The organism is Flaviflexus equikiangi, assembly GCF_014069875.1.
GTDB lineage: Bacteria > Actinomycetota > Actinomycetes > Actinomycetales > Actinomycetaceae > Flaviflexus > Flaviflexus equikiangi.
The window spans coordinates 1,532,321-1,548,989 of sequence record NZ_CP059676.1; the positions used below are offsets into that span (position 1 = coordinate 1,532,321).

14 protein-coding genes are annotated in these 16,669 nt (G+C 63.4%); 4 read left to right on the top strand and 10 right to left on the bottom strand.

What is annotated here, in order from left to right:
* Positions 1-43: 43 nt before the first annotated feature.
* The 6 genes from H2O75_RS07215 to glyA form a co-directional block, all read right to left on the bottom strand.
* Entirely contained in the window at positions 44-1,210 is a 1,167-nt protein-coding gene (locus H2O75_RS07215) for a BMP family lipoprotein (RefSeq protein WP_259365221.1), read from the bottom strand.
* 164 nt (positions 1,211-1,374) lie between these two features.
* Entirely contained in the window at positions 1,375-2,448 is a 1,074-nt protein-coding gene (locus tag H2O75_RS07220; RefSeq protein WP_182170217.1) for a mannose-1-phosphate guanylyltransferase, read from the bottom strand.
* The gene (locus tag H2O75_RS07225; RefSeq protein ID WP_182170220.1) at positions 2,445-3,644 is read right to left on the bottom strand and encodes a YihY/virulence factor BrkB family protein; all 1,200 of its coding nucleotides are present in this window, start codon (positions 3,642-3,644) and stop codon (positions 2,445-2,447) included. Before H2O75_RS07225 ends, H2O75_RS07220 begins: the two co-directional genes overlap by 4 nt.
* A gap of 130 nt (positions 3,645-3,774) precedes the next feature.
* The gene (locus tag H2O75_RS07230; protein WP_182170223.1) at positions 3,775-4,563 is read right to left on the bottom strand and encodes an exodeoxyribonuclease III; all 789 of its coding nucleotides are present in this window, start codon (positions 4,561-4,563) and stop codon (positions 3,775-3,777) included.
* Positions 4,560-5,435, bottom strand: coding sequence for a bifunctional methylenetetrahydrofolate dehydrogenase/methenyltetrahydrofolate cyclohydrolase (locus tag H2O75_RS07235; RefSeq protein WP_182170226.1), 876 nt, complete (start codon positions 5,433-5,435; stop codon positions 4,560-4,562). Before H2O75_RS07235 ends, H2O75_RS07230 begins: the two co-directional genes overlap by 4 nt.
* A gap of 1 nt (position 5,436) precedes the next feature.
* Positions 5,437-6,708, bottom strand: coding sequence for a serine hydroxymethyltransferase (glyA, locus tag H2O75_RS07240; RefSeq protein ID WP_182170229.1), 1,272 nt, complete (start codon positions 6,706-6,708; stop codon positions 5,437-5,439).
* A gap of 118 nt (positions 6,709-6,826) precedes the next feature.
* Here glyA and purU point away from each other — a divergent pair, with 118 nt between their 5' ends.
* Entirely contained in the window at positions 6,827-7,669 is an 843-nt protein-coding gene (gene purU, locus H2O75_RS07245; RefSeq protein WP_182170232.1) for a formyltetrahydrofolate deformylase, read from the top strand.
* Between the two features lie 60 nt (positions 7,670-7,729).
* Here the strand turns inward: purU and H2O75_RS07250 are convergent, their stop codons facing one another.
* Positions 7,730-8,716 (bottom strand): malate dehydrogenase, encoded by a 987-nt coding sequence (locus tag H2O75_RS07250; protein WP_182170235.1) that lies wholly within the window; start codon positions 8,714-8,716, stop codon positions 7,730-7,732.
* A gap of 64 nt (positions 8,717-8,780) precedes the next feature.
* Entirely contained in the window at positions 8,781-10,454 is a 1,674-nt protein-coding gene (gene pgi, locus H2O75_RS07255; RefSeq protein WP_182170238.1) for a glucose-6-phosphate isomerase, read from the bottom strand.
* A gap of 353 nt (positions 10,455-10,807) precedes the next feature.
* Between pgi and H2O75_RS07260 the strand changes: the two genes are divergently transcribed.
* On the top strand, positions 10,808-13,051 hold the full coding sequence (locus tag H2O75_RS07260; protein WP_182170241.1) for a 6-phosphofructokinase: 2,244 nt from the start codon (positions 10,808-10,810) through the stop codon (positions 13,049-13,051).
* 8 nt (positions 13,052-13,059) lie between these two features.
* On the opposite strand, the gene H2O75_RS07265 is transcribed toward H2O75_RS07260, so the two are convergent.
* Both H2O75_RS07265 and H2O75_RS07270 read right to left on the bottom strand, forming a co-directional pair.
* Complete coding sequence (locus H2O75_RS07265) at positions 13,060-13,710, bottom strand: response regulator (RefSeq protein WP_259365222.1); 651 nt, start codon at positions 13,708-13,710, stop codon at positions 13,060-13,062.
* The gene (locus tag H2O75_RS07270; RefSeq protein WP_182170244.1) at positions 13,707-14,849 is read right to left on the bottom strand and encodes an ATP-binding protein; all 1,143 of its coding nucleotides are present in this window, start codon (positions 14,847-14,849) and stop codon (positions 13,707-13,709) included. The genes H2O75_RS07265 and H2O75_RS07270 overlap by 4 nt, the downstream gene beginning before the upstream one ends.
* Positions 14,850-14,962: 113 nt before the next feature.
* Between H2O75_RS07270 and H2O75_RS07275 the strand changes: the two genes are divergently transcribed.
* Together H2O75_RS07275 and H2O75_RS07280 are read left to right on the top strand one after the other, a co-directional pair.
* Complete coding sequence (locus tag H2O75_RS07275) at positions 14,963-16,102, top strand: PspC domain-containing protein (RefSeq protein WP_182170247.1); 1,140 nt, start codon at positions 14,963-14,965, stop codon at positions 16,100-16,102.
* Positions 16,099-16,635 (top strand): hypothetical protein, encoded by a 537-nt coding sequence (locus H2O75_RS07280; RefSeq protein ID WP_182170250.1) that lies wholly within the window; start codon positions 16,099-16,101, stop codon positions 16,633-16,635. Before H2O75_RS07275 ends, H2O75_RS07280 begins: the two co-directional genes overlap by 4 nt.
* Positions 16,636-16,669: the final 34 nt, after the last annotated feature.

Sequence of the window (16,669 nt, forward strand, 5' to 3'; positions counted from 1 at the left end):
AACCATGCTCGGCATGGTCCCGGGCCCGCCCTCCCGTCAGTGGTTACGGAGCGTTGGGGGTCTCGATAACGAGCTCACCCGAAATGATCTGCTCGCGCAGTGCGTCAACCTCGGCAACGAGTTCCGCAGGAACATCGGCCTCGAAGTCGTGGAACGGAGCGATGTCGACGCCGCCGTTTTCGAGCGTGCCGATGTAGGGCTCGCTGGAGAACTCACCGGTCGCAACATCGGCGATCGTGTCGAGCACGGAAACGTCGATGTCCTTGAGGACGGAGGTGAGGATGATGGACGAGAACTCAGAAGCGGACTCGTACCAGTCGGAGTCAACACCGATGATCCAGACGTCGCCTGCGCTCTGAGCGGCGGCGGCGGCACCGAGGCCGACCGGGCCGGCTACCGGCATGATGATGTCTGCACCCTGGTTGATGAAGCCGTTGGCGAGCTGCTGGCCCTGGGCCTGATCGTCGAAGGAGTTGGAGAAGGAGCCGGTCTGGGCATCCTTGTCCCAGCCGAGGACCTCAACATCGGCACCGTTGGCCTCGTTGTAGGCCATGACGCCGTCGTAGAAGCCGTCCATGAAGATCTGGACGGACGGAATCGGGAGGCCGCCGAAGGTGGCGACGACGCCGGTCTCGGTCATGCCACCGGCAACGTAGCCGGCGAGGAACGCTGCCTCAGCGGTGTTGAAGAGCAGGGGACGAGCGTTGTCGGACTCGGTGGTGAATCCCGAGTCGACGAGAGCGAACGACACGTCGGGGTTCTCGAGAGCCGCACTACCGGTTGCTTCTTCGAGGAGGAAGCCAACACCGATGACGAGGTCACAGCCCTCGGCAACCATGGCGTTGACGTTCGGGCCGAAGTCGCCATCCGAGGAGGACTCTGCGGTCTGGGCGTTGACACCCATGAGTTCAACTGCCTCCTGGAGGCCGTTGAATGCGGATTCGTTGAAGGACTTGTCGTCCCAGCCGCCGGCGTCGGAGACGAGGCAGGCGGTGTAGTCAGAAGCATCGATCGAGGCGTAGTCGCGGCCAGCAGGCTCCTCGGAATCGTCACCCTCATCGGTGGTGTCTTCCTCGGTGGGCTCTTCAGACTCGGTCGCCTCTGGCGTCGTGACGTCCTCGGTGGCCTCATTGTCGGCGTCGTCCGCACAGGCGGAGAGAACGAGAGCAGTGGCACCCAACAGTGCCATGAATGACGTGGATTTCTTCACGTGTACTCCTACATTTAAGCCCGTGCCGGGTCGGCACGGATTTCTCAATTAGCTTAGCCGTTAATCAGGTGTTTACGTGCACTGTTTGGGTGCCCAGAGAATTAAAGTTTCATAACGGTTCGCAATAACATATTAGCTCGAATGACATAGGTCTCGTCCAAAACCTACCGAAGATGCTGAATATCTCCCGGCAGAGCCGATACGACGCCCCCGAGACCAGATGAAGCCTCCTTTCTTGTTAGAAGAATCACATCTCCAGTATCGACCACGACGGCTCCGGGGATACCGTGGATGACGATCGGCCTGTCGTGGACGTAGACGACCGAGTCCGGCGCGTCGCTGAGGACGATGGACTGGGCGGTTCCTCCGGCGGAGATTCCGCCGGACGGATCATCGAGATGCTCCGACAATGCCAGGTAGCCACCGATATCGGACCAGCCCATGGAGGCGGGTACCGTCGCGACCCCGCCTTCCGCGGCAAGCGGCTCTGCGATGACACGGTCGATCACACTGTCCTTCAGTCCGTCCCAGAGTCCCAGGGCGCTGTCTCTGCCGGGGCCGTCCCACGAGCGGGCGATAGCGCGCAGATCGGAGGCGAGATCCGGCTCGAAACGTGCCAAAGCATCGAGGAGGACACGAGTCTTGGCGATAAACATGCCCGCGTTCCACAGGTACTCCCCCGATTCCACGTATCTGGACGCGGTCTCGAGGTCGGGCTTCTCCATGAACTCGCTCACGCTGGACACGCCGTCCACCTCGGTGGCGGCTCCCTGGTGGATATAGCCGAATCCAGTATCGGGCGAGGTGGGGGTGATGCCGATGGTGACGACGAGATCTCGCTCCGCGGCGGCAATCGCACGGCGGACCGCCTCGCCGAATGCGTTCGTGTCTGAGATGAGATGGTCAGCGGCGAAGGATCCAACAATCGCATCTCCCCCATATCGCTGTTCGACGATCGCTGCCACGAGGCCGATCGCCGGCATCGTCCCTCGAGGTGCCGGCTCGACGACGAGCGACCTTTCATCCAGGTCGAGCTGGTCGGCAACCGCGGCCGCATGGGCGGCGCCGGTGACGACGATGAGATCATCGGCGAGGCCAGCGAGACGATCAGCCGTGGCCTGGATGAGAGTCCTGCCCGCCCCCGTCATGTCGATAAGAAACTTCGGGTGGGAGCGCCGCGACAGCGGCCACAGACGCGTGCCGGCACCTCCCGCGGGAACGATGGCGACGAACGTCATGACGCATCCTCTTCCTGATCAATCCGGTATCTCATCTTTTCTCGATCGAGCTCGAGTTCCATTTCCTTGATCCTTTCCAGCCGTGCCCGGCCCTCCGCAGTGTCCCACTCCGGCAGGTCATGCTTCTGCCTGGAGGAGAACTCGGGATCGTTCGTGAGGTCGGGGACGATCACGCCCGTGAATGGTTCGTATGCCCACGACGTCGTCTCCGGTACAGAGAGCGTCACATAGTTCGGGGTGCTGTGCGCGTGAATCGCCTCAGGAACGGTGATCTTCGGGGGCGCGGGCGGGTTCGCCGTGAATGCGGCTGCGATGAGGACGATGCGGGAGACGAAGTTGACCCACAGGAGGAGCGTTGCGACCGCAACAAAAGGCGCCAGGACAGGATTATCGGAGACCGATCCGATGACGGATGTGCCGAGGAACCGAACGACCGATGTTCCGAGCGCACCGAGTGAAGCACCGAGGATGAGATCCCTGCGCGGGGGTCGGGCGCCCGCCGTGTACCGGAACAGGAGGGCGATGACGACGAAGTCGACAAGGAAGGCGACCGCGAGAGACGTGATCCTCAGGAACCATTGCCCGATCGCACCGTCGACGCCGAGGAACTCGAGCACCATGTCGCCGAGTGCGCCCGCCGCGGACGTGAGGACGGAGCTGACCAGGACGCCGATCGCCAAGCCGAGGAATGCGACAAGATCGCGCGCCTTGAGAACGATGAACGTTTCGGGAAGCCGGACGATGCCGAACATGGCACGGAGCGACATCTTGAGCGCATTCATGACCGACAGCGCCGTCCACAGCAGCAGACCGGCGGCGATGATAGAAGCAGGGTTGAGGGCCGTGTCGAGGATCAACGATTCGGGCCTGATAAGGCCGCTCGGGTCGTCGGCCGTCTTGAGGATGCCGGGCATGGCCTCGTTGACGCCGTCGAATACCGTCTTTCTCAGGGTCTCGTTTCGGCCGAGGAAGGCCATGAATGCCGTGATCGCTATCGTGAGGGCGGCCGCGATCGAGAAGATTCCCGAGTAGGCGATACCGCCGGACAGCATGGCGCCTTTAGCTGAGCCGTAGCGCTGGAACGCGCGCACGATCCGCAGGTTCATGACCTTGTGAACCAAAGGCTCCTGCTGAATCGTCACGGCCTGGGTTGAGGGGACGGTGCTCGGAGCGTCGTAAAATATCTCATCTGCCACGCGCCCTAGCCTAGCCAACGTCGATCGTTTCGGGTGACTCGGGAGCAAAGTTCGTCCACAACAGTAGCTGACGACGCGGTCGGGGGCGTATCGCCAGGAGGCTCAAGCCACGACACGCCCCCGTCGCGTCCTAGGACAGGTCGTAGTCGATGGTGAGCGGGGCGTGGTCCGACCATCGCGATGCATAGTCGGCGGCACGGCCGACGCTTGCCGACACAGCTGTCGCCGCGAGGGCACGACTCGCCATCTGGTAGTCGATCCGCCACCCGGCATCGTTGTCGAATGCCTTGCCGCGCTGCGACCACCAGGTGTAGGGACCCTGGATGTCGCCCACGAGTGCACGGTGAACGTCCACGTAGGTGGAGAACCACTGCGTCAGGTAGGCGATCTCGCGGTCGAGAACACCAGAGGTCTTGTTGTGGTTCGGTTTGAAGTTCTTGATATCGGCGGGGCTTCGAACAATGTTGAAGTCCCCCGCCATCAAAAACTCGCCCTCGATGTCGGCCAGGCGGGATGTCACCATGTCGAGGTGACGGTATTTCGCCGCCATCTTCTCCGCGTCGGTTGCGACGCCCGAATGAAGGTAGGCGGAGATGACGGTGAGTGCCGTGCCGTCGACAGTGATGTCTGCTTCCACCCACCGTCCCGAGTCGACATCCGTATCCCCGTCGAGTCCGAGCCGGGCGGCCGTGACGTCGATATGGGGACGCACGGCGATGGCAACGCCCGCGCGCCCCTTGAGGCGCGAGGACTGTTGGATGACATTCCACTCCCCTGGCAGGAGGTCGGCGACCAGGTCCTCTGGCGCCCGCACTTCCTGAAGCAGCAGAACATCAGGATTGTTCTCCGTCACCCATTCCTGCATGCCCTTGCGGACGGCGGCGCGAATACCGTTGACGTTGACAGTCGTTACCCTCACAGCGTCCTCTCCGCCATCGTGACAACATTCTCGAGGAGCATCGCTCTCGTCATGGGGCCGACCCCGCCCGGGTTGGGCGACAGCCAGGAGGCAACCTCGGCTACCTCGGGTGCCACATCGCCGACGATCCGGCCCTTGCCCGTGCTGTCGACGACGCGAGACACGCCCACGTCGAGGACGATCGCTCCCGGTTTGACCCACGAAGCCTGGACAAGGCCCGGGGATCCTGCCGCCGCGACGACAACATCGGCTGCAGCCACCTTCTCCGCCATGCCCACCGTTCCGGTGTGCATGAGGGTGACGGTCGCGTTGATGTCGCGCCGTGTCATGAGCAAGCCGATCGATCGCCCGACGGTGGTGCCCCTGCCGATCACGGCAACATCTTTGCCGTTGAGATCGAGGCCGTGCCGCGACAGCAGCTCGAGCACCGCCGTCGGTGTGCATGGCAGCGGGGATGTGATGGGTTCGCTGACGCGCAGGGCGAGCCTGCCCAGGTTGGTGGGATGAAGACCATCCGCATCCTTGCCCGGATCGACGGCCTCGAGGATCGCGTTCGTGTCGACACCGCGGGGAAGCGGCAGCTGAACGATATAACCCGTGCACGCATCGTCGTCGTTCAGGCGCCGAATCGCGGCAAGAATCTCCTCCTCGCTCGCATCCCCCGGCAGGTCTTCCCTGATGGAGACGATGCCGACCTCTTCGCAGTCCCGGTGTTTACCGGCCACATACTTCTGGGAACCCGGATCGTCTCCGACGAGAACGGTTCCGAGACCGGGGATGATGCCGCGCGCCGCCAGTTCCGACACTCGGTGCGCCAGTTCGGCCTTGATCGTGGCGGCCGTAGCCTTGCCGTCAAGTACTCGTGCGGTCACGTCAGTTGAGCCCCTCGTAGAGCGGGAAGCGGTCTGTGAGAGCGCCAACGCGAGCAGAGAGAGCAGCAATGTCGGCGGAGTGCCCTGCAACGAGCGTCTCCGCGATGATGTCGGCGACCTCTTCGAACTCGTTCCGGCCGAAACCGCGCGTGGCAAGCGCGGGTGTACCGATGCGGAGGCCGGATGTCACGCGCGGCGGGCGCGGATCGAACGGCACGGCGTTGCGGTTGACCGTGATGCCGACGGAGTGGAGGAGGTCTTCAGCGGCCTGTCCGTCGAGCGGGCAGTCACGCAGGTCGACGAGGACGAGGTGAACATCGGTTCCGCCCGAGACGAGGCTGATGCCAGCATCGGCGACATCTTTCTCGAGGAGACGGTCCGCGAGGATGCGGGCGCCTTCGAGCGTGCGCTCCTGGCGCTCCTTGAACTCTTCCGACTGCGCGATCTTCATCGCGACGGCCTTGGCCGCGATGACGTGCATGAGGGGGCCGCCCTGCTGTCCCGGGAACACGGCCGAGTTCAGCTTCTTCGCGAGCTCGTCGGTCTTGGCCAGGATCATGCCGGATCGTGGGCCGCCGATCGTCTTGTGGATCGTGGTCGTCACGACGTCCGCGTACGGGAGCGGGCTGGGATGGAGGCCCGCGGCGACGAGGCCTGCGAAGTGCGCCATGTCGACCCACAGGTAGGCGCCCACTTCGTCAGCGATGTCGCGGAAAGCCTGGAAGTCGAGATGACGGGGGTAGGCGGACCAGCCGGCGACGATCATCTTCGGCTTCTCCTCGAGTGCGACAGCCCGCACCTCCGCCATGTCGATGACGCCGGTCTCCTTGTCCACCCCGTAGGAGACGATGCGATAGTTCTTGCCGGAGAAGTTGATCTTCATGCCGTGCGTGAGGTGTCCGCCGTGGGCGAGTTCGAGTCCCATGACCGTGTCGCCGGGTGAGACGAGTGCGTGGTAGATGGCGGCGTTCGCCTGGGCCCCCGAGTGCGGCTGGACGTTGACGTAGTCGCAGTCGAAGACGGCCTTGGCGCGTTCGATGGCAAGGTTCTCGGCCACGTCAACGTGTTCGCAACCGCCGTAGTACCGTCGGCCGGGATAACCTTCCGCGTACTTGTTGGTGAGGACCGAACCCTGCGCTTCGAGGACGGCGCGCGGAACGAAGTTCTCGGACGCGATCATTTCGAGCGTGTCGCGCTGACGGCCGAGTTCGTTCTCGAGTACGGCAGCGATTTCCGGGTCGACCTCTGCGATCGAACTGTTGAGCAGATCCATATTTCCTCCACGTGGGGCTGGCCAGTTGACACCATCGTATATGCCCGGTCGGCATAGTCACTGTCCATGCTTCGAATCATCCACCGTCTGGAAGGCATAACGGTCTAGCCTTACCATCATGCCTTCAATTGTGCTCTCACTCTCTTGCCCTGACCGTCCCGGCATCGTCCACGGAATGACCGGCCTTCTCGTTGCTCACGGGGGGAACATCACGGAGTCCCAGCAGTATGGGGATCCTGACACCGGACGGTTCTTCCTGCGCATCGAAGCCGATATTCCGGGAGACATCGGGGCCCTGCAGGGCCCTGTCGACGAGCTGGCGCGCCAGTTCGATGGCCACATCGATCTGACAGAGGCCAACCGTCCCATCAAGACCGTCATCATGGGGTCCACGACATCCCACTGCCTCACCGATCTGCTGTATCTGCAGCGGATGGGCCGCCTGCCGATCGAGGTGACCCGTGTCGTGTCGAACCATGACAGGCTGCGTCCGATCGCCGACTTCTACGGCGCCCCCTACACCCACATCCCCTTTTCGAAGGACCGGCGGGCGGAGGCAGAGGCGGAGCTCATGGGGATCGTCGAGGACACTGGTGCGGAGCTGATCGTCCTGGCTCGCTACATGCAGGTGCTCTCACCCGAGCTGTGCCATCGCATGGCGGGATCGATCATCAACATCCATCATTCGTTCCTGCCGTCCTTCAAGGGCGCACGCCCCTATCAGCAGGCTCATGACCGTGGAGTCAAGATCATCGGCGCCACCGCTCACTACGTGAGTGAGGATCTCGACGAGGGGCCGATCATCGAGCAGGACGTGGAGAGAGTCTCCCACGCGCTGTCAGCGGCCGATCTTCAGGCGATCGGCGAGAATGTCGAACGGCGTGTTCTCGCTCGGGCCGTCAAATGGCATGCGGAAGGCCGCGTGCTCCGCAACGGGGAGCGGACAGTCGTCTTCCCCTGATTCCCGACATAAAGAGTGTGCCCGGCGCGAGCCGGGCACACTGTCGTTTCAGGATCGTTTTTAGAGGATGCCGAGTTCCTTGACTGCGTCGATCTCTTCCTGAGCGGCCTTGATGTTGTGGTCGATGCCGGCCCGGGTCGATTCCGAGATCTCAAGATCGGACACGATCTGCCATTCGCCTCCGACGGAGATCGTCGGGAAGCCGAAGATGAGGCCCTCGGGAACGCCGTACTCGCCGTGTGAGGCGACGCCGGCCGTGGTCCATGAGCCCTCAGCGGTTCCATTGACCCAGTCGTAGACGTGGTCGATGGCAGCGGATGCTGCCGAGGCGGCGGACGATGCTCCACGTGCCTCGATGATCGCGGCGCCGCGCTTGGCAACGGTCGGAACGAAGTAGGACGAGAGCCACTCGGCGTCGAGCTGGTCGATGGCGGGCTTGCCTGAGAGGGTTGCGTAGGAGACGTCCGGGTACTGGTCTGCGGAGTGGTTGCCCCACACGACGACCTTCTCGATCTCGGAGATCGGGGTGCCCGTCTTTTCCTTGAGCTGGCTCATGGCACGGTTGTGGTCGAGCCTCATCATCGCGTTGAAGCGGTCGGCCGGAACGTCGGGGGCCGATGCGGCAGCGATATAGGCGTTCGTGTTGGCGGGGTTGCCGACAACGAGGACCTTGACATCGTCAGCGGCATGGTCGTTGATGGCCTTGCCCTGGGGGCCGAAGATCCCGCCGTTTGCTGCGAGGAGATCAGCGCGTTCCATGCCCTTCGTGCGGGGGCGGGCGCCGACGAGGAGGCCGACATTCGTGCCTTCGAAGGCCTGGTTGACGTCATCGTAGATGTTGACGGATTCCAGAAGCGGGAATGCGGAGTCGTTGAGCTCCATCGCCGTTCCCTCAGCGGCCTTGACAGCCTGGGGGATCTCCAACAGGTTGAGTCGCACCGGGACGTCCGGTCCGAGCAGGGCACCGGAAGCGATGCGGAAAAGCAGCGCATAGCCAATATTGCCGGCGGCGCCGGTCACGGTAACGGTAACTGGAGACTTAGCCATCTGATACAACTCCTATGTCGAAATGGACCCTTGTTCGGGCAGCCATGACCAGTCTACTGACTGTCTAGGCTTCGTGGACGGGTCTTGCGTCCCGATGACGGTGGTAATAGGCGATGAGTGCACGCGTGGACGGATCCTGGCCAGCAAGCGACTCATCGTCTCCTGCGATCGCGGGCGCGAGTTCGTTCGCCATCTGCTTGCCGAGCTCAACGCCCCACTGGTCGAACGAGTCGACCCCCCAGACGACGCCCTGGACGAAGGTGACGTGCTCATAGAGTGCGATGAGCTGGCCGAGAACGGATGGGCTCAGGTAGGGCGCCATGATGGAGGAGGTGGGCTTGTTGCCGGTGAAGACCCGAGCCGGAACGATCGCTTCGTCGGTTCCCTCTGCGCGTACCTCGTCCGCCGTCTTGCCGAAGGCAAGCGCCTTCGTCTGTGCGAAGAAGTTCCCGAGGAAGAGCTCGTGCTGATCCTGACCCTCGGTCTCGAAGGGGTAAGTGGGATTTGCAAACGCAATGAAGTCGGCCGGGATGAGCTGGGTGCCCTGGTGCAGGAGCTGGTAGAACGCATGCTGTCCGTTCGTACCCGGTTCGCCCCAGAAGACCTCTCCCGTGCCGGTCGTGACCGGGCTGCCGTCCCAGCGCACGGATTTGCCGTTCGATTCCATCGTCAGCTGTTGCAGGTAGGCGGCGAAGCGGTGAAGGTATTGCGAATAGGGCAGGACCGCGTGGGAGGTGGCCCCCATGTGGTTGGTGTAGAACACGTTGAGGAGTCCCATGAGCAGGGGAACATTCTCGTGCGCTGGCGCGGTGGCGAAATGTTCGTCCATGGCGCGATGTCCCGCCAGGAAGTCGGCGAAATTGTCCGGGCCGATCGCGATCGCGAGGCTCGTGCCGACAGCGGAGCAGACAGAGTAGCGCCCGCCCACCCAGGACCAGAAGCCGAACGCGTTATCGGGGTCGATCCCGAAGTCCGCAACCTTGTCCAGAGCCGTCGAGACCGCGACGAAATGCTTCGCGACCGCGTCCTCTCCCCCGCCGCCGGGAAGATTATCGAGCAGCCACGCCCGCGCCACCTTCGCGTTCGTCAGAGTCTCCAGCGTCGTGAAGGTTTTCGATACGACGATGAACAGCGTTGTCTCAGGATTGAGGCCAGCCAGTTTCTCCCCAGCATCCGTCGGGTCGATGTTCGACACGAATCGGACCTCCAAGTCTTCCTGGAGGTAGGGCTTGAGCGCCTCGTAGGCCATGACCGGGCCGAGGTCCGAGCCTCCGATGCCGATGTTGACGATCGTCTCGATCGGTTTGCCGGTGACACCGACCCATTCACCCGAACGCACCTTGGCCGCGAACTCGTACATCCGGTCGAGGACCTCGTGCACGTTCTCGACAACGTTCTCGCCATCGACCACGATCTCGCTTCCGCGCGGTGCACGGAGCGCCGTGTGCAGCACGGCACGATCCTCGGTCACGTTGATCCGTTCACCGCTCAGCATCGCATCCCTGCGTTCCTCCACTCTCGTCTCGCGGGCGAGTTCGAGAAGAGCGGCCATGATGTCCTCGGTGAGGAAGGTCTTCGACAGGTCGACATGCAGGTCACCCGCGACGAAAGAGAACGTCTCTGCCCTGTGCGGGTCCTCCGCGAACCAGGTGCGGAAGTCCGGCGAGAAGCTCTGTGCGATCTCTGTCAGCGTCGTCCAGGCGCGGGTACTCGTCGGGTCGATGGGAGATACGGGCATGGCTGTCCTTCTTCGAAGCGGGTGGCGTGACTCAATTCTCACACACGCGGGCGAATGCTGGGCGTCCCAGCACTGACTGAGACGATTCTCTGCCCGGTGGGTCTGCCAGGCAACCGCGTCCCGCCGGGGAGGACCCGGGACCGATCGATACCGCGAGATCATGTCGACGGGAAACCGCTGGGGAGACGCGGGACCGCGTGGTGCGCGTCAAAGGTGCATGTCGAAGCACAACCTTTCTCATTCCCGCGTTTTGTCCACTATTGGCACACGTGAACGACCGGAATCGGGTCCGGGAGAGGCGTCCTTCCGATCGAGATGTCGATGAACGGAGAACGATCAGCGACAATAGAGATATGGAATCAGTGAAGATTGGCGTTTTGACTTCGGGTGGAGACGCCCAGGGGATGAATGCTATTGTCCGTGCCGTTGTCCGCACCGCTCTCCACGAAGGAGCCCGGCCGTTCGCGATCCGTGAGGGCTGGAAGGGCGCCGTCGAGGGCGGCGATCTGATCCAAGAGATGTCATGGAGCGATGTCTCCGACATTCTGCACCGCGGCGGGACCATCATCGGCACGGCCCGTTCCGACCGTTTCCGCGAGCGCGAGGGCATGCGCGAGGCCGTGAAGAATCTTGTCTCTCTCGGTATCGACCGCCTCATCTCTATCGGCGGTGACGGCACGCTGACGGGCACGGACGAACTGAGGGCAGAGTGGCCATCGCTCCTGGCCGAGCTCGTGGAAATGGGCGAGATCGAGCAGGACACCGCAGACCGGCACCCCCTCCTCCATATTGCAGGCGTGGTCGGTTCGATCGACAACGACCTCGTCGGAACTGATATGACGGTGGGTGCGGATTCCGCGCTCCACCGCATCATCGATGCGATTGACGCGATCTCGTCGACTGCGGAGTCTCACCGGCGCTCGTTCGTCATCGAGGTGATGGGCCGCCACTGCGGGTATCTCGCTCTCATGAGTGCGATTGCCGGCGGCTGTGACTACGTCTTCGTTCCGGAGCGGCCCCCGGCAGACGGCTGGGAGACTGACATGTGTCGCGTTCTCAAGGAAGGTCGGGACGCCGGCCGGCGCGATTCGATCATCATCGTCGCGGAGGGCGCCACTGACCGGAACGGCGTGGCGATTACGTCCGAGCGGGTGAAGGCCGTCCTTGAGGAGGGTCTCGGAGAGAGCGCACGCGTCACGATGCTGGGCCACGTTCAGCGCGGCGGATCGCCCTCGGCCTATGACCGGTGGATGCCGACGCTGCTCGGCTATTCGGCTGCTCTTGAGCTGTTGCAGAGCGACGGGGATCCGGTCATCATCGGCACTCGCCGCAACAGGCTCGTCCGCCTGCCCCTCATGTCGTCTGTTGAGAATACGCGTGCGGTCAAGAAGTACACGGCAGCCGGGGATTTCGAGGCTGCTGTTGCCGCCCGCGGATCGTCCTATACGGAAATGCTCGACGTGTTCACGACTCTGGCGTCTCCCGTGCCGACGAAGAAGAACGGCGGCCCCCGCGGGCGTATCGCCATCGTCCACGTCGGCGGACTCGCACCGGGCATGAATGTTGCGGCCAGGGCGGCCGTCCGCTTCGGCATCGATCGCGGGTACGAGATGGTCGGCATCGAGGGCGGCCTTCCGGGGCTCGTCCACGGAGATCTCGTGCCGCTCTCGTGGTCCGATGTGGAAGCCTGGTCCGGGTTGGGAGGTGCACAGCTCGGCACGCGTCGGACGATCCCGTCCGTCGACGAGTTCTATGACATGGGGCGCGTCCTCGAGGACAACCGCATCGATGGCCTGCTCATCATCGGCGGGCTCAAGGGCTATGAGGCTGCGGAGCGGATGAGGGAGGAGCGCCAGCGCTTCTCGGCCTTCCGTATCCCGATCATGTGCGTGCCTGCCTCGATCGATAACAATCTGCCGGCCTCGGAGCTGTCGATCGGCACGGACACTGCCCTCAACACGAATGTCGAGGTTCTCAACAGGATCAAGCAGTCCGCTTCAGCGTCGCGCAGGTGCTTCGTCAGTGAGACGATGGGCCGCAACTGCGGCTACCTCGCACTCATGTCAGGCATTGCCTCCGGCGCGGAACAGATCTATCTCTCGGAAACGGGGATCACGCTCAACCAGTTGGCGAAAGATACGGATGTCATGGTGGACGCGTTCAAGAACGGACGCAGTCTCTACCTTGTCGTCCGCAACGAGTATGCATCTGAGAACTACACGACCGATTTCCTTGCCCGCATCTTCGAAGAGGAGGGCGGCGGCCTGTTCGATGTCCGCCAGGCGGTGATCGGACATCAGCAGCAGGGTGGGAACCCGTCGCCGTTCGACCGGCTGCTTGCGGTGCGTCTCGTCAACGCGGCGATGAGGACTCTCGACGAGACGATGTCGAACGGCAGGGATGACTGCTCCTACGTGGGCATGGCGAAGGGAAGCATCGAGTGCCATCCGCTCTCCCATCTGGAAGAGCACTGGGATCCGGCGACTCGCCTGCCCTACAACCAGTGGTGGCTCGGACTGCAGGACGTTGCCTACATCGTGTCCAACCCGCACCATCACGGCCCAGCCCACGTCCTCCCCATCCTCGAGGATGTGTGAGGGGGCGGCTACACGATCCGTCGTGCGGCCGCCCACCTGGCCAGCTCGTGGCGGTTGGACAGCTGAAGCTTCCGCAAGACCGCGGAGACGTGCGTCTCGACCGTCTTGATTGAGATGTAGAGCTCGCTGGCGACCTCTTTGTAGGCCATGCCACGCGCGATAAGACGCATGACCTCCTGTTCGCGTGCCGTCAACCGATCCAGTTCGTCGTCATGGTCGGCCACATCGCCAGCGCCCGCACCGAAGGCATCGAGCACGAAACCCGCCAGGCGGGCCGAGAACGCCGCATCCCCATCATCCACGCGCCGCAGAGCATCAGCCAATCTCTCCCCGGTGACGTCTTTGGTGACATAGCCTCGAGCTCCTGCACGTACGACGGCGACAACATCACGGGCGGCGTCCGAGACGGAGATCGCGAGAAACTTGGTGCCTGGGTAGAGGTCGGCGCATGCGCGAACAACCTCCGCTCCCCCGCCGCCATTCCCGCCCGGCATGTGCACGTCGAGCAGGACGACGTCGGGCTGAAGGCGCCGTATGGTGGCAATGGCGGAGTCGACATCGTGCGCTTGGCCGACGATGTCGAAGCCGCCGACGCGGGTCAGTTCCCCGACCATTCCGGCTCGTGCTAAAGGATGATCGTCGACGATGATGATTCTCAATGGTGACCTCGTGGCATTCTGATGTGGACTTCGGTTCCGGGATGTCGTGCTGTCACGGCCGCTTCTCCCCCGTGGCGCACTACCCTCCCGAGGATGGATTCACGGACCCCGTGACGGTCGTCGGGGATCTCTGCGATGTCGAAGCCCGCACCATGGTCGCGGACGTACACATCGGTGGCGGCGGCAGTGAACTCCGTATAGACGGATACCGGCTCCGCACCGTGGCGGATCGCGTTGACGATTGCTTCGCGGCTGGCCGCCAGCAGGGCCCGGCTATGCTCATCTCGGTCACCTTCCCCCACGGACACGAACTCAACGGCTGTTCCGTACAGATCCTCAAGATCTGCCATCATGGCTCGGAAAGCTTCCGGGAGCGACGTCTCGTCGCGGTTCGTGCCATACAGCCACGTGCGGAGCTGGCGCTCCTGCACGCGGGCAAGGCGAGTCACCGTGTCCGGGTCTCCTGCTGAGTTGCGGATAAGAGTGAGGGTTTGGAGGACGGAGTCGTGGAGGTGAGCAGCAATATCAGCCCGAGCGGCCTCAGCCGCACTCTCCCTGCGGGCCTGATCCAGCTCCTTCAACATGCGGGACACTGCCGGCCACATGGCGAGAGCGGCAACACCGAGGACAATGAGGGTGATGACAACAGACGTGGCCATGGTGCGGGGGTCCTCGTCACGCACAGCGAAGATGAGCACCCCGATCACGAGGAGCGCGATGCCGGAGGAGAGCCTCACGAGCTGGACTCGGACCGATGAGCCGCCGATGTTCGTCCACGCGAGGGCAGCGCCAGCCACCACGCACGCCAGGGACACGACGATCCCGGCCGAGATGTCGATCGCGGATTGGAACACGATAAGGCCGAGTGCGCCCGTGAGGGCAAGGCCTGCCAGGAACAGGAGCCTGGTCCTCGCCGTTGGCGAATAGCGCGGGCCCGCCCGGTCCGGCACGTCGTCGGAGGCTGGAATGGCGATCGCGAGCCACGTGTAGAGGAGGATGCCGACGAACCCAAATGCGACGAGCCCGCCGACGATTCCTCTGACGAGCCACACATTGATACCGAGATGGTCGGCGATTCCCTGGCACACGCCGGCAACGATCCGGCCCGACTGGGGCCTCACGAGCGGGTAGCGTTCCATGGATCGATCTTCCCACGTCCAGCACCCCCCATGGGGATTCCGATCCCTATCTCAGGGTTCAATCAGGGATTCCCCCACTACCGCGCATGACCATCCGGGGAGACGATAGAGGCATGACTGGAGATAGCTTTTTCGATTCGGTGAGATCCCTCGGGATCCGGCGGCCTGACAATACTCCCCTCGCGGGTGTCTGTGCGGGCTTGGCGCGAAGGTGGGGTGTAGATCCTGTGCTCGTGCGCGCCGCGGTCGTGGCCCTCGGGTTCTTCGGGGGTGCCGGGATCACGCTCTACGCTCTGGGATGGCTCTTCCTGCCCGACGAATCGGACCGGATCCACGCCCAAGAACCCTTCTATGGCACCGTGTCATCCAGTTTCGTGTTCGCGATCATTCTCGTCTTCCTGCCCACCTCCGGATGGGGATTCCGGGACGTCTTCTTCGTCGGCCCCTTCGGCTTCATCATCACGGTCGTCATCACGGTCCTTGTCGTCCTCGCGCTCAGAGACTCCAGAGTCGAAACCCGTTGGCAGGCCGAGAAGGTCGCGCCCGAAAGGGATAGCCCGCCGGGACCGGACCGCCGCCACCTGTACAGCCCGGACGCCGCCGTCCAGGTCACCCCTCCCGCGGCAGGCGGGAGGCTCGTCCTCTTCGCCATCGCCGTCCTCCTCATCATCGCAGCCGGCGTCGCCTACGCGATTGATCGAGGAAGCTCATCGTTGTCGGACTCCGCCCTCGTACTTGCCGCCTGCGCGGCAGCATCGATCCTTCTCGGCCTGACCGTCACGGTGTATGGGATCGTGGGCCGGCGCGGCGGCGGACTGTCGACTCTCGCGATCCTTGCCGCCCTCCTCTGCCTCCCCATCGCCGCGACCACGTCGATACCCTCGGCCGAGCACTCGGTCATCATGGGTGAACGTGTGTGGGCACCAACATCGGCATCGGACGCTGACGGCGGGTTCTCTGTTCTTCTGGGCTCCGGCGAGATCGATGTGACCGGGCTCGATGAAGCCGAGATCGATGTGACGGGCAGGCTCGGTGAGGTGACGATCGTGATCGGCGATGAGCAGCGCGTCGCTGTCGTTGCCGACTATGTCATGTCGGATCTTTCCGGCGTGGACGAGCGCTCCCAGCGCAACAGCGGGGTTGCGGGAGACGCAACCATCCTCAACGGCGACATCGATTCGATCGACGATGCCGACATCATCATCCGCCTCAACCTTGTCGCAGCGGATTTCACCCTTGAGAGGCAGTCATGAGACAACCCGTCGTCGGAACGATCATCATCGGCGTTCTTGTCACAATCCAGGGCCTGTGGGCCTTAGCGCTCGCCCTTGACAGTTCGATCTTTCGCCGCAGCGAACCAATCCACCTTCTGATCGCCAGCCTTCTCGGCTTCGCGATCATCCTCCTCGTGGCGGCCGTATGGCCGCGCTCGAAGACCCCCGAACCCATCAGCTTCACACCCGTCACGGTGGACCAGGCGCGACTCGGTATCGCCACGGAGCGTGAGATGATCGCCGACCTGCGCTGGATCGACTCCCCCGATGCTGTTGTCGTGCCGCTCACGACGACAGAGTCCGCGACGATTATCGTCAATCCCGACTATGTCGTGCTCCGCACGTCCGCACCCCTCCTCAACCCCGAATGCGGGATGTCGAGGTGGGGAGCCGATGGGAACCGGACCGTCTACGTGGGCTCTGGAGTGACCGATCCGTCCCAGGCGCTTCTCACGGTCGATCTGACAGCCCGCTCGGTCACGTTGAGATCACACGCACTCCCGACGCCCTGAGAAGGAAGGGGTGCGGCGCTCCCGCCGCGCCCCT

Coding starts and splice junctions, on each gene's coding strand:
- purU (WP_182170232.1), top strand. CDS start 6,827: ATGCCTTCAATTGTGCTCTCACTCTCTTGCCCTGACCGTCCCGGCATC.
- glyA (WP_182170229.1), bottom strand. CDS start 6,708: ATGGATCTGCTCAACAGTTCGATCGCAGAGGTCGACCCGGAAATCGCT.
- H2O75_RS07280 (WP_182170250.1), top strand. CDS start 16,099: ATGAGACAACCCGTCGTCGGAACGATCATCATCGGCGTTCTTGTCACA.
- H2O75_RS07250 (WP_182170235.1), bottom strand. CDS start 8,716: ATGGCTAAGTCTCCAGTTACCGTTACCGTGACCGGCGCCGCCGGCAAT.
- H2O75_RS07260 (WP_182170241.1), top strand. CDS start 10,808: ATGGAATCAGTGAAGATTGGCGTTTTGACTTCGGGTGGAGACGCCCAG.
- H2O75_RS07275 (WP_182170247.1), top strand. CDS start 14,963: ATGACTGGAGATAGCTTTTTCGATTCGGTGAGATCCCTCGGGATCCGG.
- H2O75_RS07220 (WP_182170217.1), bottom strand. CDS start 2,448: ATGACGTTCGTCGCCATCGTTCCCGCGGGAGGTGCCGGCACGCGTCTG.
- H2O75_RS07270 (WP_182170244.1), bottom strand. CDS start 14,849: ATGGAACGCTACCCGCTCGTGAGGCCCCAGTCGGGCCGGATCGTTGCC.
- pgi (WP_182170238.1), bottom strand. CDS start 10,454: ATGCCCGTATCTCCCATCGACCCGACGAGTACCCGCGCCTGGACGACG.